Origin of the sequence: Cognatundibacterium rugosum, assembly GCF_014284365.1 — a bacterium.
In the GTDB taxonomy this organism is placed as follows: domain Bacteria; phylum Pseudomonadota; class Gammaproteobacteria; order Burkholderiales; family Burkholderiaceae_D; genus Undibacterium; species Undibacterium rugosum.
Genome location: NZ_JACOGG010000022.1, coordinates 1 through 18,283, shown reverse-complemented (window position 1 = coordinate 18,283; position 18,283 = coordinate 1). Strand labels below are relative to the sequence as shown.

Annotated in this window: 15 protein-coding genes; 9 read left to right on the top strand and 6 right to left on the bottom strand. The window is 53.7% G+C overall.

From position 1 onward, the window contains the following. Nucleotides 1–178: 178 nt before the first annotated feature. A complete protein-coding gene (locus H8K47_RS15870; protein ID WP_186882375.1) occupies nt 179–1,468 on the top strand; it encodes an alkaline phosphatase family protein in 1,290 nt (429 codons plus the stop codon). A 19-nt stretch (nt 1,469–1,487) separates the two neighbouring features. On the opposite strand, the gene H8K47_RS15865 is transcribed toward H8K47_RS15870, so the two are convergent. Next, nucleotides 1,488–2,861, bottom strand: a complete 1,374-nt coding sequence (locus tag H8K47_RS15865) for a 3'-5' exonuclease family protein (RefSeq protein ID WP_222612816.1) — start codon at nt 2,859–2,861, stop codon at nt 1,488–1,490. Between the two features lie 201 nt (nt 2,862–3,062). On the opposite strand from H8K47_RS15865, the gene H8K47_RS15860 reads away from it, so the two are divergent. From H8K47_RS15860 to H8K47_RS15845, 4 genes are all read left to right on the top strand, one after another. After that, nucleotides 3,063–3,560, top strand: a complete 498-nt coding sequence (locus tag H8K47_RS15860; RefSeq protein ID WP_186882374.1) for a winged helix-turn-helix transcriptional regulator — start codon at nt 3,063–3,065, stop codon at nt 3,558–3,560. Continuing rightward, nucleotides 3,557–5,254, top strand: coding sequence for a long-chain-fatty-acid--CoA ligase (locus H8K47_RS15855; protein WP_186882373.1), 1,698 nt, complete (start codon nt 3,557–3,559; stop codon nt 5,252–5,254). Before H8K47_RS15860 ends, H8K47_RS15855 begins: the two co-directional genes overlap by 4 nt. Nucleotides 5,255–5,403: 149 nt before the next feature. Beyond that, nucleotides 5,404–6,414, top strand: coding sequence for a DUF2804 domain-containing protein (locus H8K47_RS15850; RefSeq protein ID WP_230410227.1), 1,011 nt, complete (start codon nt 5,404–5,406; stop codon nt 6,412–6,414). Between the two features lie 128 nt (nt 6,415–6,542). Further along, nucleotides 6,543–7,694, top strand: coding sequence for a ribosomal protein uL16 3-hydroxylase (locus tag H8K47_RS15845; RefSeq protein ID WP_186882372.1), 1,152 nt, complete (start codon nt 6,543–6,545; stop codon nt 7,692–7,694). A 75-nt stretch (nt 7,695–7,769) separates the two neighbouring features. Here the strand turns inward: H8K47_RS15845 and H8K47_RS15840 are convergent, their stop codons facing one another. After that, the gene (locus H8K47_RS15840; RefSeq protein WP_186882371.1) at nt 7,770–9,014 is read right to left on the bottom strand and encodes a nitronate monooxygenase; all 1,245 of its coding nucleotides are present in this window, start codon (nt 9,012–9,014) and stop codon (nt 7,770–7,772) included. A 719-nt stretch (nt 9,015–9,733) separates the two neighbouring features. Between H8K47_RS15840 and H8K47_RS15835 the strand changes: the two genes are divergently transcribed. Genes H8K47_RS15835 through H8K47_RS15825 form a run of 3 tightly spaced genes read left to right on the top strand, consistent with a single transcriptional unit; the run spans nt 9,734 to nt 12,676 of the window. Then, nucleotides 9,734–10,756 carry a phospholipase C/P1 nuclease family protein gene (locus tag H8K47_RS15835; RefSeq protein ID WP_162019846.1) on the top strand — a complete coding sequence of 341 codons (1,023 nt, stop codon included), beginning with the start codon at nt 9,734–9,736 and terminating at the stop codon, nt 10,754–10,756. A 1-nt stretch (nt 10,757) separates the two neighbouring features. After that, nucleotides 10,758–12,107, top strand: a complete 1,350-nt coding sequence (locus H8K47_RS15830; RefSeq protein WP_186882370.1) for a peptidylprolyl isomerase — start codon at nt 10,758–10,760, stop codon at nt 12,105–12,107. Beyond that, nucleotides 12,104–12,676 (top strand): hypothetical protein, encoded by a 573-nt coding sequence (locus H8K47_RS15825; RefSeq protein ID WP_186882369.1) that lies wholly within the window; start codon nt 12,104–12,106, stop codon nt 12,674–12,676. Before H8K47_RS15830 ends, H8K47_RS15825 begins: the two co-directional genes overlap by 4 nt. A 25-nt stretch (nt 12,677–12,701) precedes the next feature. Here the strand turns inward: H8K47_RS15825 and rlmF are convergent, their stop codons facing one another. From rlmF to H8K47_RS15810, 3 genes are all read right to left on the bottom strand, one after another. Then, a complete protein-coding gene (gene rlmF / locus H8K47_RS15820; RefSeq protein WP_186882368.1) occupies nt 12,702–13,721 on the bottom strand; it encodes a 23S rRNA (adenine(1618)-N(6))-methyltransferase RlmF in 1,020 nt (339 codons plus the stop codon). A 155-nt stretch (nt 13,722–13,876) separates the two neighbouring features. Beyond that, nucleotides 13,877–16,417 carry an alkaline phosphatase D family protein gene (locus tag H8K47_RS15815; protein WP_329604180.1) on the bottom strand — a complete coding sequence of 847 codons (2,541 nt, stop codon included), beginning with the start codon at nt 16,415–16,417 and terminating at the stop codon, nt 13,877–13,879. Between the two features lie 446 nt (nt 16,418–16,863). After that, complete coding sequence (locus H8K47_RS15810; protein WP_186882366.1) at nt 16,864–17,412, bottom strand: thymidine kinase; 549 nt, start codon at nt 17,410–17,412, stop codon at nt 16,864–16,866. 235 nt (nt 17,413–17,647) lie between these two features. Here H8K47_RS15810 and H8K47_RS15805 point away from each other — a divergent pair, with 235 nt between their 5' ends. Continuing rightward, complete coding sequence (locus H8K47_RS15805) at nt 17,648–18,103, top strand: Hsp20 family protein (protein WP_186882365.1); 456 nt, start codon at nt 17,648–17,650, stop codon at nt 18,101–18,103. 88 nt (nt 18,104–18,191) lie between these two features. On the opposite strand, the gene H8K47_RS15800 is transcribed toward H8K47_RS15805, so the two are convergent. Then, on the bottom strand, nt 18,192–18,283 hold a 92-nt coding region (locus H8K47_RS15800; RefSeq protein ID WP_186881635.1), incomplete at its 5' end, for an IS3 family transposase.

The following is an 18,283-nucleotide window of genomic DNA, read 5'->3' as shown; positions in this document are numbered from 1 at the left end:
TCGCGAATTGTCTGGGCCGCTGCAAAAACCTAAGTGCTGTACATATCTTAAAAAAATTTGGTCATGCAATTGCCATCGAGCATAGTTATACTTGCAGCCCTAGTAGGCTTGCTGCTTCGTGGTTGCTCCTATCTGGCGATAGCAAGCGTCATTTCGATTTTTATTGTCAGGATCATACGTGCTGAATTCTTTACTCCGACTGCGGTTGACACCGGCGCTGTTCATTGCGCCTTTGTTCACTTTACTGAGTGCCTGCACCCAGTTACCTAGCCCGTCTGCGACCAATACGGCAGCAGCTGCGCCTGCGACAATCAGCTATCGTGCGCCTTTAGCCGCTCCGGTGATTCTGGTGTCTATCGATGGTTTCCGTCCTGATTACCTCAAACGTGGCGTCTCGCCTACGCTCAATGCACTGGCCACCCAGGGTGTGCTGGCGGATGTGATGCGGCCCTCATTTCCTTCGATTACTTTTCCGAATCACTACACGCTGGTGACAGGGCTGCGTCCGGATCATCATGGTATCGTGGGTAACACCATGCAGGATGCGGCGATCCCCGGCGTGAAATTCACTTTGAGTAACCGTGACGCGGTGACCGATCGCCGCTGGTGGGATCAGGCAGAGCCTGTCTGGGTGACTGCAGAAAAAAATGGCGTGCGCAGTGCCACCATGTTCTGGCCCGGTTCGGAAGCCGCAATACATGGCGTGCGCCCCGGCGAATGGCGCGTGTTTGATGGCAAGGTCACGCCGGATCAGCGTGTTGATACCTTACTGAGTTGGTTAGACAAACCGGTTACAGAGCGGCCTTCCATGCTGACTTTGTATTTTGACGATGTCGATCATGCCGGCCACGATGAAGGGCCAGACAGCCAGATCGTGAATGAAGCGGTAGCACAGGTCGACCGTGCGCTGGCACGTCTGGTAGCAGGGCTGCAAACGCGTCAGATCGAAGCCAATCTGGTGATCGTATCCGATCATGGCATGGCTGCCACCAGCGCACAGCGCACGATCGTACTTGATCAGCTGGTGTCCGCATCCAGCTTCCGTATGGTCAATAGCGGCACCTACGCCGCATTTGACGCGGCACCAGGTCATGAGGCTGAACTGGAAGCCGCTTTGCTGAAACCCCATGCACATATGCAGTGCTGGAAAAAAGCCCAGATTCCGGCGCGCTTTGAATTCGGTCGCAATCCGCGGGTTCCATCTTATCTGTGTCTGGCTGAAACCGGCTGGCTGATTTTCGCCGATCAAAATCCGAAGAATCACAGCAATGGCGGGGCGCATGGCTATGACAATCTGGCACCGGAGATGGGTGCGTTGTTCATCGCTAACGGCCCGGCATTCCGCCCGGCGGCGCGTTTGCAAAGTTTGGAGAATGTGGATGTCTACCCTTTGCTGATGCGTCTGATACAAGTACCGGCGCTGGTTTCTGACGGTAAGCCGGAAGTCACGCAAGGCATTTTGAAGTAAGCTTCGCAGCCTGCAGCGTTCAGGCGCTGCAGGCTTGCATGCGGTTCAGGTATTTCACCAGTATCCGGTACGTATCGCGGTCAAAGCGCGGCTTGCCGGATGCCAGCAAAGCCGGTACCTGGGCCAGCGTCTCGGCACGACCCAGATAGCACCAGGCCTCGATCACATGATAGACCCCGGCTTCCTGCAGCAAGGCAGGTCCGGCAAATGGCCAGGCCTTAAGCTTCATCTCGGCCAACGCTTCGATCAGACGCAGATTATGTTGTAAAGCACTTTCCTGACCCACGCAGGCACCCTTGCATTGCTTGAGCTGGCGCGCAAAACAAGGTTTGCCATTGCCGCCTTTTTCCAACCCCAGCGTGGCGGCGCACAATTGATATTGTTTGACCGCTTGCAGTAAAAATTCCCGTGCACTGGCACCGCTTTTAAACAAGCCATACAACTGTTCCTGCCTGCCGAGATCCAGATCGCGGCCATACACCAGTTGCGGTTGCAGCAGGCCGCTGCCCAGATCACTCAGGCGCCAGGAGCAAAATTCGCTATTCCTGCGTAACTGACGGTTCAGGGTAGGTTGTTTTTCCTTGATCAGTCGCGCTTCGGTAATCAGCGCATCGATTTCACCCGCGCATTCTATCCATTCGATATCTCTCACCTGTTGGGAGATATTCATTTCCTTAGCCAGTGCATGATCCGCCGAGAAATGCGATAGCACACGCTGGCGCAAGGTATTGCTCTTGCCGACGTAGATAGGCAGCCGGTTTTCTCCATAGAACAGATAGACGCCATAGCCCTTAGGTAACTGGTCGACGATATCGGCATCCAGATGCGGTGGCAGCGCCGGGCGTGAACTTAGTTCTTTCACCGCTGCCAGCAAGGCGGCCTCGCCCGGCACCTGTTGTAACGCCTGCCAGAACTGCAGCAGGGCATCGGCATCGGTCATCGCACGATGTCGCTCACCGACTACAATCTGATGCCTTTCTATGATGCTGTCGAGATTGTGCTTGACGAATTGCGGGAACAGTTTGCGCGAGAGCTTGAGCGTACACAGTACCGGTGCTCGGTAAGACATCTCCAGACGGCGGAATTCGTTTTTTAAAAAACCGTAATCAAAGCGCGCATTGTGCGCCACCAGCATATGGCCTTGCAGCTGTGCCAGTATGTGCGGTGCGAGCTCTGCGAACAGCGGCTGATCCGCCACCATGGCATTGCTGATGCCAGTCAGTTGTTCGACGAATGGCGGTATCTGGGTTTCCGGGTTGATCAGTTGCGACCAGCGTTCTATATGCTCGCCGTCAAAACGGATGATGGCGATTTCGGTAATCCGGTCACGGGTGGCGATCGTGCCTGTGGTTTCCAGATCCACAAATGCCAGAGGTGTTGCTAATTTGCTCAAGATGGGACTCAGTGTTCAAGATGTGGCGTCATTGTATCGCGTTAGCTTGCACGTGGCTTTCCCCTGTGAGATCTGCCTGCTCGACAGCATGATTGAAAAACAAGCGTAACAGGATTAGAGTCGCTGTCCTAAAATATCACTTGCGTAACAAAAGTGTTTTTTATTACAGTTAATTTATAACTTTGTTAAGAAAGTTGCCCGATGAGTAAAGGTTCATTTGCAGACATGAATTGCCCGATCGCCCAGACGCTGGAGCAGGTGGGGGAGTGGTGGTCTTTACTGATTTTACGCAATGCGTTTTGCGGTATGAGCCAGTTTCAGGATTTTCAGAATCACCTTGGGATCAGTACCAATATTTTGTCCCAACGGCTAAGCCAACTGGTGGCGAACGGCATCCTGACGCGCCAGCAGGCAGCGGATGACGGGCGTGTGGTTCACTATCACCTGACCGCCAAAGGCCAGTCTTTGTACCCGATTCTGGCGGCGATGACAGTTTGGGGTGAGCAGTGGGCGCCGCATCCTCAGGGGCCAAGAATGACGATCGTGGCCAGCGATACAGGAAAAGCCATCCGCGGTGTAGGCATCATCGCTGAAGACGGGCGCGAATTGCGACCCGATCAGCTCGATACGGTTGCCGGTCCGGGCGCCGATGAAAAAACGCACATGTTGATGCGGATGAGAATGGAGACGATGAAATGACAACAGAAAAACACTGGCTCAAATCCTACCCGGCAGGGGTACCGGAGACCATAGACCCGGAACAATACAGCTCGCTCAATCACTTATTTGAAGAATCCTTCAGCAAATATGCTGCGCGTCCGGCCTATGTCTGTATGGACAAGCAGATGCCCTACAGCGAACTGGATGCCTGTTCGCGCCATCTGGCTGCCTGGTTGCAGCAACGTGGACTGGCTAAAGGCGCCAGAGTCGCGGTGATGATGCCCAATGTGCTGCAATATCCGGTCGCTGTCACCGCTATCCTGCGTGCCGGTTGTACCGTGGTGAACATCAATCCTCTATACACGCCGCGTGAACTCGAACATCAGTTGCGTGATGCTGGCGTTGAGGCCATTTTTATTCTGGAAAATTTCGCGGTTACCCTGGAAAAAGTATTGCAGCAAACGAGCGTTAAACACATCGTCGTTGCCAGCATCGGTGACATGATGGGCAGCTTCAAAGGTGCGCTGATGAATCTGGTGGTGCGTCAAGTCAAGAAATTGGTGCCAGCCTTCAGTTTGCCGGGTTCCATCCGCTTTCGCACAGCGCTGGCGCAGGGCGCAAAACTGAGTTTGCAAGAAGTAGCGGTCACGCATACCGATATCGCTTTCCTGCAATACACCGGCGGCACGACGGGTTTGTCTAAAGGTGCAACGCTGACGCACAGGAATGTGATCGCCAACATGCTGCAAAACGATGCCTGGGCAGGGCCTACGATGCGCCATGAAGCTGCAAAAGGCGCGCTGGTCACCGTCTGCGCTTTGCCGCTGTATCACATCCTGGCATTGAATGCCTGCATGCTCATGGGGATGCGTTGGGGCGCGATGAATGTCTTGATTCCCAATCCGCGTGACATGCCGGGTTTTGTCAAAGAACTCGCGAAATACCGCGTCAATTTTTTTCCGGGTGTGAATACGCTCTTCAATGGACTGTTGAATCAGCCTGCGTTTGCGAAACTCGATTTTTCCGGTTTGCGTATTACGCTGGGTGGAGGGATGGCGGTGCAGGAAGTCGTGAGTGACCGTTGGTGCAAAGTCACAGGCAGCCCTATTCTGGAAGGCTATGGCCTGTCTGAGACTTCGCCTACTGCTACCTTGTGCCCGCCTGATCAGAACGGTTTCTCAGGCACTATAGGCTTACCCGTCCCATCCACCGAAGTAGCCATCCTGAATGATGAAGGTGAGCCAGTGCCGTTCGGACAGGCAGGTGAAATTGCGATCCGCGGCCCGCAAGTCATGATCGGCTATTGGAACCGCCCGGATGAAACAGCCAAAGTCATGACCGACAACGGCTATTTCAAGTCAGGCGATGTCGGCATCATGGATGAGCGCGGCTACGTCAAAATTGTGGACCGTAAAAAGGACATGATCCTGGTTTCCGGTTTCAATGTGTATCCAAACGAAATCGAAGCCGTCATTGCCGCCCATCCGGATGTGCTCGAATGCGCATGTGTCGGTGTCCCCGATGCGGTATCGGGCGAAGCGGTGAAATTGTTTGTAGTGAAGAAAAATCCTGCATTGACGACGGATCAGCTCATGGATTATTGCAAACAGCAGCTGACCGCTTACAAGAAACCTAAATACATAGAATTCCGCCAGAACCTCCCCAAGACCAATGTGGGAAAAATCCTGCGCCGTGAATTACGCGATACAGGTGTGGTCGCGATGACACAATAATCTGCTGAGATAATCGCTGCTAGCCCAGACAACAAGCGTGAAACGCCAAATCCTGATGTCATACTGGACAGCATGACACTAGGTCGTCAGCGGGCCTCAATCGTTACCAGGCTGATTGACCGTTACACCCAAATAATCAAAGACCACGAATGATGATCACAAGTTTGCCTGAGGCACCTGCATCGGTGCTCGATGAAAAAAATGCCGTGCAGTTCGGACAATATGTCGGAGCGCCGGAACGCATAGACTGGACTGGCTTAGCCCAGCCATTTCGCCGTCACCCGCTATGGCAGGTGCTGCATCACAAGCACTGGAATTATGTGGCGCTGGCGACAGATGAGATTTTTTGTGGAATAGCGATTGTGGATGTGGGCTGGACCAATACTGCATTTGCCTATGTCTTTGACCGTCGTGCCAGGAAGATCATCGCCAGTTATAGCCAGGATGGTTTGCCCGGTTTGACGGCACGCTTACGGCCTCAGCCTGCGGCGGGTGCTGCCAGTCACTTTCAGTTCCTGCACAATCGCATCCATTTTCAACATGTGGCTGAGTCCGGTCAGTATCAGCTCTCGCTGGCTTGTGGTGATTTCCGGATAGAGGCGCACATGCTGACTGAGGATGCCGCGCGTCCCTTGTTTGCGGTTGGGACGGCAGAGGGAGGCACCGTGCATGCGACCTTGAAATCGGCAGGTATGCGTTTGCAAGGCAGTGTCAGCGTGGCCGGACGCCAGTTTGAGTTGGCCGGTGGAATTGGCAGTTACGACCACAGCAATGGCTTTCTGGGACGGGAAACAGCCTGGCGCTGGGCTTCGGCGCATAGTCTGGGTCTGGGCTTTAATTTACAGGCTGGATATTTTGGGCAGAACGAAAATGCACTGTGGCTCGATGGCGAGCTCATCAAGCTGGGCGCGGCGCATTTCGATTATCAGCCTCAGCGTCTGATGGATAGCTGGCATATTGTTACCGATGATGGGCTCTTGAACTTACATTTTCAGCCGGAAGGTCTGCGCCAGGAAAACAAAAACCTCCTGATTGCCGCCAGTCGCTATGTGCAGCCTATCGGTTGCTTTAATGGTTGGGTGAAAGCGCATGCCTCGGCTCCGGCACGGCCAGTGACGCAACTGGTGGGCGTGACGGAGGATCATTTTTCACGCTGGTAATCATGGTGGAAGTGCTGAAAGGGCATCAGCACCGCTATCCGCACAAAGTTTGATCTGGTCGCTATGGTGGAAAAAGCAGGCATGTTACAACCGCATTTTCTTCCTGTTTTTTCTACGGCGGCGCCATCATGTTGACCTTACAGCTCAGTGAATTTTCTCTAGACCGCTTTCTGGCGGAATATTGGCAGCAAAAGCCGGTGTTGATACGCCAGGGTTTCCCAGCTTTTCGTGATCTGATCAGCCCGGACGAACTGGCCGGGTTGGCGTGTGAAGCGCAGATAGACTCGCGTCTGATTAGTCGCCATAACGGCGAGTGGCAGGCAGAGCGTGGCCCGTTTCAGAATTATAGTCATTTGGGAGAACACGACTGGACACTGGTGGTGCAGGCGGTCGATCACTGGTCGCCGGACGTCGCTGAGCTGGTGCAGGCGTTTGCGTTTATTCCCAAATGGCGACTGGATGATGTGATGATCAGCTTCGCCGCACCGGGCGGCGGTGTCGGGCCGCATATTGATTTATACGATGTGTTTATTTGTCAGGGCTCGGGTAAGCGGCACTGGCGGGTCGGTGATCGTGGCGCGCATCGCCAGTTCGCAGCCCATCCCGCGCTGCTGCATACCGATCCTTTCGCGCCCATCATCGATGCTGTGGTTGAAGCGGGTGATGTGCTCTATATCCCACCCGGTTTCCCGCATGAAGGCGTGAGTCTGGACAGTTCCATGAGTTTTTCGGTTGGCTTTCGTAGCCGTTCTGCCAGCGATATGCTGAGTGGCCTGGCGGATTACCTGATCGACCACGAACTCGGCAAGAGCCTGATCAGCGATCCACGGCGTGAGGCACATCAGCAGCAGGGCTACATCAATCGCAGCGACTTCGCCATGATACGGGCGCAGATGCAAAGCGTACTGAACGACGATGCGCTGATGGCTGACGTTATCGGGAGCTTGCTGTCGACCACGCGCAGCGAACTGGATTTGCAGGCGGTGGAGCCACCACTGGAGGCGCATGAATTGCTGTGCGCCTTAGAGGAGCAGTCACTGCGCCGTACTGGTGGCCTGCGCTGTTTTTATCTGGAGCCACAGATTAGCGAAGGTGTTTGCTATGTCGATGGTGAGCGCCATGCTTTCGGCGCAGCCCTCAGTGAGGCGGTGCGCTCACTGTGTAATCACGATGTGATCGGAATCGCGAATCTGGGTTCGGCCCTACAGCAGACGCAGTTCCTGACTACGCTGCTGCAATGGGTGAACCAGGGCTATTGGTACCTGGATGAGCCGGATTAAGCATAAGTTTAAGCCAATAAAAAACGCCGCTGAGCGAAATCTCAGCGGCGTTTTTATTAGTGCTGGGTATCTACATCAGCCCGGTAAAGCGATCTGGTTATCGGTACTGAATTGGTAATCACGGAATACATGTTCAGCACTCAGTAACTGGTAGCTGCCATCCGGATTTTTACGTGTGGTGTCTTTCAGACGATACGTGGTTTGGCCGCAAGTCCAGCATTTGAAGTTACGCATATGGGTACACAGACAGGTCTTGTCCATCACCACTACTTTTTTCGCATCCGGATGCGCAGCGACTTCGCGGTTATACGAGGTAATGTAGGCGCAATTGCCGTTGCCATCGAGCAGATAGCCGTAAGATTCACAACCCGGACGCACACCGTCACCGATGGCCGGCGTATTTTTCAACATGCGCATAGGATAGCCAGTCGGGGAAATATGATTGACTTCGATATCCTGTTCGCTGGCTTTGAAATATTCCTGTTTCACATCGGCGGGTAAACCACATTCATTGGTCACAGTGAAGCGGGTTGCAACTTGCACGCCAGCCGCACCGTTTTCCAGGAAGGCGACGGCATCGCTACCGGTGAAAATACCGCCTGCAGCGATCAGCGGAATATCGAGCTGCTCAGCCTGCAGCCATTGATGAATTTCAGTGATGATGGTTTGCAGATCAAATTCTGCCCAGTCGTCACCGAAACCCAGATGGCCGCCAGCCAGCGGGCCTTCGACCACCACGTAATCCGGCAGACGGTTCAGTTTGGCATTTTTACGCAGGAATAACTGCAGCGCGCGCAGGGACGAGACGATAATGCCCAGCTTGGCGTCGCGGAAGCGCGGATGATCTGCCATCAGTCCAAAGGAGCTCAGATGCAGACCTGCACTCAGGGTGATGCCATCGATACCGGCGTCCAGTGCGGCTTCCAGCCTGACCTTCAGGGTTTCACGCGGACCGTTCATGGTCAGCTTTTCCATGCAGTTCACGAATATCATGCCTGAGCCTTGTTTGGCTTCCATGGTTTTCCCTACGTGCAGACGGGTCGCTTCGGCCAGGTGCTCAAGATTGAACTTGACGTCCGTTTTATCAGAGTTATTGATGTTGTACTTATAGAAGCGGGTTTTTTCTTTGATATAGCTGGTGTCAAAGCGGCGGTCAGACACATCATGCACCATGGCGTCAGAAATATGCCCGATGCCACCCAGGCGTGCGGCGACCAATGCCAGTTCAGCGGTGGAAATATCCACGCCCATCCCACCAATCATGATAGGAACCAGTTCATCTTTGCCTAGCTTCAGGCGGAAATCATCTACTCGTTTCATTGCTATCCTTGACACATTGAGCTCAAAAGTCGCACCTGGTTACGGGGTCGCGCATCCGGTGAAGCCGCCTGCCAGAGTGACGGCGCCCCAGATTGTATGCCAGCCTACGACGCGATTGTGAATAATTTAATGTAGCGAACTGCTGAATTTTTGTGCAAACTTTGCGTGAAATGGATGTGAAAAAAATTGCATAAAAACTATCGTCCCCGATGTTGTGAACAGCTAAGCGATGAAGACATGTAATTGTCTAGAGTTAGACTGTTTTCTCTAATTTAATTTCTTTGCCTGGATGAGAGAAATGCGGGCAATGAAGCTGAAAACGCGTCCCATACCAGCAATATTTTTTCTGCTGACTTGATTTTCATCAAGCGATTTTGCGCAGATTTTACCTGCACTGCAAAAATTCTGCTGCAACCTAATCTGCCTGAAAACTATGTCAGGCGTATGAAAAAACTTAGATGTGACTCCCTAGTGATTAGGATTGAGGCAGAAGCTGAAGCACAGTTCAATAGCGTCTCTGTCTTACCCATGATGCTGACGCGGCGATCCTGTCGTCAGCATAATTTGAGGACAGACGTAAGGCCGTTTGCATGATGTGATGGCGTTTGCCTGATCATCCTGGTGCGATGTTGCCAGGGGTTCTGCTGCCATACTTTGTGAGAATTGGATTGCGTCCGTTCTTTTGATTGTGTTTTTTGTTTTGAACTCAAGGAAAAACAATGAAATCAGTCTTCAAAGTGACAGCGCTCACACTCGCTCTGTGCGCCAGTTTGCCAGCTTCGGCATTTCAGCAGGAAACCCATAGACGCATCGCGATTGATGCCGTCAACTTCATGAAAAATAATCCGGGCAAAACCAATTTTGCTAAATTGCAGGCCGGATTGAACAAAGCAGGTATTACTCTGGATCAGTTTGCCACCGCCATGGGCCAGGGTGCCTATGACGTGGATGATTTTGCTGACACCTATCTGTGCGGTGCCACCACCGGCAGCTGTGTACTGGCTCCGGTTTGGGGCGCTGCGCAAAGCATCGTGAAATACACGTCTTACTGGCATTTCCAAAACCATACAGCAGGTGCCGACGTGCATGGCAATCCGTTTGGCGGCTATAACTATGCCAAGCTGACTGTTGCAGGTGATATCGACAAGCTGGCGGCGACCTGGCTGGTGGGTGATTATCTGGACGATGGCCCTGGCGGCCTCAAGGGCTGGTTTGGCGACAGCAGCAAATACAATAGCTACGGCATTACGGAAGCACGTTATCGCCATGGCGGTTATTCCACACCACAGCAATATGCCGATTTTGAAACTGCACCGTTTCAGCCTATCGATAACCTGGCGCAGTACTGGTTCCAGCAATTTCTGACTAAGCCCAGCTTGCAAAGCCTGGGTTTTGTGATGCACTCGACGGACTTGCTGCAACCGCATCACACCTGGACCACGTCAGCACGTAATCACTCGGGTTGGGAGCAATGGGTCAATGATTATTACTACAGCCAGAATCTGAACGACAGCGCATTGGTCAATGCTGCACTGGCCGACTTCACTCCACTGAGCGCAACAGCGACAGACATTCGTCCTTTGTTAACGCAGGGCGGCACTTACTCCTATCAGAATGGCGGCATCGTGTTGTCATCGACCGATCAGAATGACCGGGTACAAGTGGCTAAAAAAGTGGTGCCGCATGCGATCGCAATGATGGTGCATGTGCTCAACCGCGCAGCAGAACGTCTGGCGAACTAAGATGTGGAACTCACGCATAGCGCGTGCCAACAAGCGGTGCCTGCACCGCTTGTTGTGCGCAGCAGTTGGCTTACTGACTGCAGTCGGACTGGCCTCTGTTGCCAGTGCCTCGGTATTGGCGAAAGTAGATGGACAGGCGGTGCATCAGCTGACCGTGGATGTGATGCTGCAGCTGGCGCAGCAGCAGGATGCGAGCAGGACGAAAGCAGCGGTACTGGAAGAAATTATCAGTAACCGCAGTCTGGTGCGCGCTGCGGAAAAACGTTTTGCAGGACTGGATTTGCAAGCCGGAGCGAAACGGGTGGGGTTTGATCCTGCCGTTGCAGCGGATGATCAGCTCGCGGCCGCTTTGCGTTCGGCATATCTACAGCCTTTGGAGGCTGGATTGAAAGCGCTGCCCGGTGCCAGTTTGCAGGGCAAAGTGAGCGCAGAGTATCCGGTCACCGAAAAGGATTGGAAAAAACTGCTGGGTGCGGAGGATAAGCTGATTGTGGAATATCGCTGGAATGAAGCACAGTTGAAAACAGCGCAGCAAATCGTCGTGCTGCGTTCAAGCCTGGCGCCAGGCGGTGTGATCACGCTGGCCGATGTGTATCAACGCCAGAATGTACAGGGACGGGTCGAACTGTTTGCGCGTAATCAGGCTTTTGTGCGCCAGCAAGCCATGCTGTATCTGAGCCAGCGTTATGTGCAGGATTGGGCAGAGCAGCGCTTTGGCAGTGCCGCCGTGGCGGATTTGCGGCAGGCTTTAGGAGAGCAGAATCAGGTCAGTGCTTTGCTGGCATTGCATGGCATAGGCGCTGATATCGACGCCGAGAGTCCTGTGTTGAATAGCTTGGCAAAACAGGTTAAAACGGCTGAGATTCAGACCTATTACCGTCAGCATAAAGAAGAATTCAAACGCATCGCCACGATACGCGCCAGACATATCCGGGTCGCGGATCAGGCGAGCGCAGAACGGATAGTGCAGGAGGCACGCCGTGGTCAGGATTTCGCCGCACTGGCGCGTCAGTGGTCGATTGCGCCAGACGCGGCCAGCGGTGGTGATCTGGGCGAAATCCGCCATCAGGGCAAACTCAGCTGGCTGCAGGAACTTGCAATGATGCAGGAACCGGGACAGGTGTCGCCACCGTTTCGGGCTGCAGTCGGGCCGCAAGAGCCAGCCTACTGGGAAGTGCTCCTGGTCAGTCAGCGTCAGGATGGCTATCAGCCTGCGGATTCGGAAGCCGTGCGCTATCTGGCCAGCCGTGCCATCGCGCAGGAAAAAGCCGTGCAGCAAATACGTGTGTTACAGCGCAGAGCAAGGCAGGCTGCCAAGGTCGACTATCTGACAGCTGGGAGTACCACATGATGCGACGAGCCTGGTTCTGGGTGCTGATGCTGGTATTGGGCTTGTTGCTGGCCGCACGCCTGTTGTTTGACGATAGCAGCGTGCCGCAAGCGGCAGATCAAAACCTGACGGCCGTGCGCAGCTCGTCAGGCACACAACTGAACCAGCAATACAGCGCGAAAACTGCAAGCTGGCCGCCGCCATTTCCGGAACTCAAACGTGTACCTTTACTTGACACGGGGCCCGCCATGCCAGCGGCGCAGAGTCTGGCTGCGACCCGCTACGGCGATCCGCGCAGCCCGCCGATAGCGCGCGATACCCAGCGTCTGCTACAGCCTACACGCGAAGAATTGGCCGATCCCCAGGCGTATCAACGTTACGAGGCGAATCAGCATCAGCAATTGCTGGCATCGTTTGCCGATGCGGCGCAACAGGAAGTGCCGCGCCTGTTGAGTGACATAGAGCGTGGGCGACAAAGCGGGATTGATCCGGTGGCGATCGCTAGGATGGAAGAAAAAGCACGCAGGCTGGCTGCGCTGGAGCAGGAATTACGTCAGCAGCATCCGGAATGGAAACGCACTCAGCACTAATTCAGCACTAATTCAGTGTTAAAAATTAACGCTGATTCCAGCGCAGTTTTTTCCAGCTGCTTTGCTGCGCCGGGCTCAGGAAAGTCCAGGCCAGCAGGCGGCTTTGCTTATTGCCCTGACCCATAGCGATTTCGCGCCAGTCCTGAACCTTGAGTTGTTTGAGTCGTGCTTTGAGTGCAGACAGATGTTCAGCCTTGGCCACCAGGCTGGAATACCAATAGCAATGGGCAGGGAAGCGTGCGCTTTCATCCATCATTTGCAGGATGAAGGCCAGTTCACCGCCGGGGCACCAAAGCTCGGCATCCTTGCCGCCAAAATTCAGTACAGCAGTTTGTGGTGCCTGTTTTTTTGGGGCCGCGCTGGCCTTACCTAATTGGCGCCATTTACGCTCTGAGCCTGCCGCAGCTTCTTGCGGCGAACCATGGAACGGCGGATTGCACAGTGTCACATCAAACCATTCTCCTTGCTGCAGGATATTGTAGAAAATAGTGCCAGGGTCAGGCTGCTGCCGTAAAGTGATGCGGCTGGCATGGATGGGATTGTGGCTCAGTACAACGCTGGCATGGGCCAGCGAAGCCGGATTGATGTCGGTCGCGACAAACTGCCAGCCATAGTCTGCGCTGCCTAGCAAAGGATAAATCAGACTGGAGCCGGTACCGATGTCCAACACCTGTATGCCGTTCGCAGCGGGCAGGCGGCCGCCATGACTATCCCTCAGTAAATCCGCCACATGATGCAGGTAATCGGCGCGGCCCGGTATCGCCGGGCATAGCTGTCCTGGCAATACGGACCAGTTTTGTATGCCATAGTCAGCCTGCAGGATGGCGCGGTTCAGCATGAATACCGCAGCCGGGTTGGCAAAATCGACGCTGAGACCATGTGCAGTCTGCACCAAAAAATCCTTCAGCCCGGGCTCGCAGGTACTCAGGTTGCTCAGGTCATAACGTCCCTGATGGCGGTTGCGTGTATGCAGCTGAGCGCTGACTGTCTTGTCGCTCTTGCTGGCTTTGTTGGCTGGAGGTCTGGGTTTGCGGGGTACAGGCATGATAAGTCCGTGGGGCTAAGTCCTGCATTTTGACATAAACCCCCGCTGCATCCCGAAAAAAAGCCTCCGTCACAGACGGAGGCAAGATTGAATGCCGGGAGTCATTCAGTCCAGGTTCAGCCTGGGGATAGGCTGAACCTCGGTTTACAGCCTGATCAGCTGATTGCTACTGCTGCTGTGCCAGTGTTGACGGTAGCCGTGGTTACACGCGCAATCACATTGCTTGGCGCAGTCATGCTGCCGGTGTTAACCAGCTTGTTCACTTGCTTAAACTGAGCCACCAGATTGCCCGGTGTGACTGTCACAACGGTATAACCCTGTGCATCGGCATTGATGTATTTCATCCACTGGTTATTCGCCAGTGCTGCCAGTTGCTGTGCCAGTCCCAACAGGTTGGTATTAAAGCTGCTGTCGGCTTTCAGTCCGGCCAGTACGGCCTGTACGGTGCCTGTCAGAACGGCACCTTCAGGCACGCCTTTCGCTGCCAGCGCGCCGGTCAGTGGCACGCGGATTTGTTCCAGCAAGCCATCCAGGGTAGGTGCCGCTTTACCCATGGTGTAGTCGAGCATATTGGCATTGACGGTGATGGTGCCGATATTCGGAACCGGGATAGACAGCGGATAGAAAATGATCGTTGCCAGTCCGGTCGAGCCCGCGCCATCCATCATGTATTTGAAGAAGGAGTCGGAACTGATACCGGCGCTGACCAGATCCACCATCGCTGGCGTACCGCCACCGGCTGCATCGAAGTCATGATTGACCGTGCCGGCAAAGAAACCATGGATATCGCCCGTGACAGACACCACATTGCTGACTTTCTTATCCAGCAAATGCTGCATCAGGGCCTTACGTTCTGCATTGTAGCCATCCCACTGATCGCAGTTGAGCAGGAATTTAGTGAAGAAGGCAGACAGTGCAGCTTGCTGGCCAGATGCGATCACGAAGGTAGATTTTTCTTTATTCGCCTGTACATCCGGTTTGATGTAGCCGAAAGCGATCGTCTGCGCGGCAGCACCGACCTGCGTAGTCGTACCTGCCGGTGCTGCGGCCTTGGCTGCGCCATAGGCAGCCACTGCGATACCAGCCTGGGCTGTGCTCAGGCCCGCAGCCACTGCCGCCGCTGGCAGGGAAGCGTTGCTGGCATCTGCCGTTGCGATGGCGATTGCTGCGGCCGCAGCCGTCGCCTGTGCTGCGCCTGCAGTCGCCGCTGCCACCAGTGCGGACGCGACTAACACATTGCCTTGCAGCGCAGGATTGCTGAGTGCGTTACTGATGGTCATCGCCAGCGTGGACACTGAGCTCAACGCGATCAGGGTTGCAATCGCGTCCGTGCCATTTAAGCCCATACGCATCAGGGATACTTCATTGCCCCATACCTTCCAGGTCGCGGAAGACGACGCCATTTTGTCTTTCCACCAGTCGCGCTGGGTTTTGCCGAGCATGGAGGTGTAAGCCAGCGGGTCGGCGGTCATCGAAGTTGCGGTCGTGACTTTCTGAGCTTCCAGCGCATTGAATACGTCTTGCGGTACCACATAGCGCGAACCGATGCTGCTATTGAGTGGTTTGCCAGTCGCGGGATTAAACAGACTTTCCGGTACCACGTGATCAGTGCGATACAGGCGCTCATCTGTCATCACCAGTTGCATCAGTTTGCCGAACTGGAAGTCGCGATAGATCTTGATGTTCTGGAATCCATTGTCGGCTGTATCCAGATTCACATCTGCCGGCATAAATTCGAACCAGGCCTGATTGGCAGAGCGGCGACGCTGTGGCAAGTGCTGGTTATCGCCCAGTTTATCGAGGCTGTTATTGTCGTAGGTGATCGCATCTTGCCAGCCATCGTCGGAGAATTCATGGTCATCCCAGATCGCGATATAGGCGAAGCGTTCATGCAGTGCTTGCTGACGCGGATCGCTACGATACATTTTGTACAGATAGCGGTAGTCGGCCAGCGTGGTCGCGTATTTGGCCTTGGTTGGAGTGCCGGACGCGTCGTTCAATACGGTTCCATCCGGTAATTGCAGTGCCGTGTGGCGTGCTTCGACATTACCGACCTGGAAAGAAGCTCCGACGGTTTCGTAAATATAGTCACCCAGGTGGATGATGAAATCCAGACTTTCGTTTTTGGCGATGTAATCCATCGCGCCCCAGTGATTGACACTCCAGTCCTGGCAAGTCAGGTAAGCAAACTGCAGTTTCGCTACATCGCTGCCAGCAGCTGGAGCCGTTTTAAAGCGACCTACATTCGAGCGAACATCACCGGCGATGAATTGATAGAAGTAAGTCTGACCCGCTTGTAAGCCTGTGACTTTATTGCGTATCGTGTTGTCGAAGCTGGCCAGCACAGGCAGACGGGTATCAACAATTGCCGTACCTGTTAATGCAGTATTGCTGCCGAGTGCGGCGCTATTGTCTGCCGCCGTAACGATCAGGCGGATAGAGACATCATTGCCAGCTGGTGCGGCGGCAGCTACGTCCAGCGAAGCCGGTACCACGCGGGTCCACAATACAGCGCTGTCCGGACGCGGGTCACCGGAAGCGATACTTTGCGGGAATTTCCAGGCGCTGCCATTGGCTGCCGGTAAATCTGTGTTAGCTGTTGCGGTTGAGCTGGAACCACCGCAGGCCGTTAAGCCACCTGTCGCCACTGTCACAGAAAAAAATCCGCTGTACTTCAAAAACTGTCTTCTATCCACATTGATCTCCTGATTATTGTTATTGGAAATTTTTTGTAACTTCCCCCCCTTCTCCATCGGCGGGAAGGGGTAGAAAAATTCCCAGTTGATAACAATAGACTAAAGCTTTAGAGATTAGAGAAACTATGTTTCCTCCTGATGACAGGATGCTTGGTGGAAATACTCTATGTAAGTACTCCCTCGCTGTTTAAGCGCGTCAATACAGGTATTTCAGATAATTGTGTTGATAAGTGACCAATGGTCAATTTGTTGGTTTTTTTTCTCATATGAGCGCTTGCGTGGGCAAACGCACGCTGGCCGCCGCCACTGCGAGGTGGTACGGGCGGCGAGCTGATTCAGGAATTCGACGTTGCGATAAATGCCATCAAACTGCATCCCTGTTCAGGCTGGGATGCAGTTTGATCTTGGGATAGCGTGGAATGTGATGAGCAGAGTGGGACTGCGGCTTACTGATAAAAGCAACGGCCACAGACATGGTGATAGCGCTCATTGCCGCCGATGGAGATTTGCTCGCCCGCCTTGAGTCGCTTACCTTGCTCATCGACACGGATATTCATGGTCGCTTTTTTACCGCAGGTACAGATGTTTTTCAATTCTTCTATGGTATCGGCTAAAGTCAGCAGATAGCTGGCACCGGCAAACGGCTCACCCAAAAAATCACTGCGTAATCCATAGCAGATGACCGGTACGCCGCGCAGATGCGCAAGCTGATGCAATTGCCTAACCTGTTGCGGCGTCAAAAATTGGGCCTCGTCCACCAAGACGCAATTCACCTGAGGTGCCTGCTCAAAAAAATTAAACTGACTGTCAAAAACGGCGGCTTCGCGCTGCGGCCCCAGTCTGGACGTGACTTGACCGACGCCATAACGGTTGTCGATCGCGGCGGTGTACAGGAACACGCTTTGTCCCTGTTCTTCATAGTTGTGTGCGACTTGTAGTAAGGCAGTGGATTTACCGGCGTTCATCGCCGAATAACGAAAATATAGCTTGGCCACAGGTGCTCTTTCGGAAAAATGTGTGGTGGCTAGCTGGCTTTTTTCAAGCAAAAAACCGGCAGCAAGGTGAAAAAAATTTTCGCTATTGTAGGCGCAAATCAGCTCTTGAAATCAAAAAACTCTGCCTTATCTGGAGTGCATCAGATGCTCAATGAGGTCTGATTCATCCGCATCAGAGATGGGATGAAAACACTGTATTTACTCAATCATCGCTTCTGTTAACAAGGATATCATCATGCGTAATTTTGACTTTGCCCCTTTATACCGTTCAGCTATCGGCTTTGACCGTCTGGCACAACTCTTCGATGATGCACAACGCAGTGACACAGCCAGCAACTACCCACCTTACAACATAGAGCTGATCGCTGAAGATAAATATGCGATCACCATGGCTGTGGCTGGCTTTAGCCGTGAAGAGCTGGAGATAGAGAGCGAGCGCGATACACTGAAAGTAGTTGGTCGTCGTCACAAAGACGAAAGTCAGAAAAATTATCTGCACCGTGGTATCGCCGCACGTGATTTCGAACACCGCTTCCGCCTGGCAGATCATGTGAAAGTCGTCGGCGCCCGTCTGGACAATGGCTTACTGCACATAGAATTGGTGCGTGAGATTCCGGAAGCCTACAAACCACGTCGCATCCTGATTGATGGTGACAACCTGCAATTAGTGGAAGCCCAGCACGCCGCCTGAGCGTAAGGTACACGTCGTTTAAGCCGGATTTAGACCAAAAAAGCCAGTCATGCATGAAGTGACCCCATTTAGTTGGACAGCTTGATAGTTACGTGGCCAAGGGCTGATTCCTGTATTGAACAGGACTCAGCCCTTTTAATTTCAGTTTTATACGGTCATGATTATAGTAGTGGATGTAGT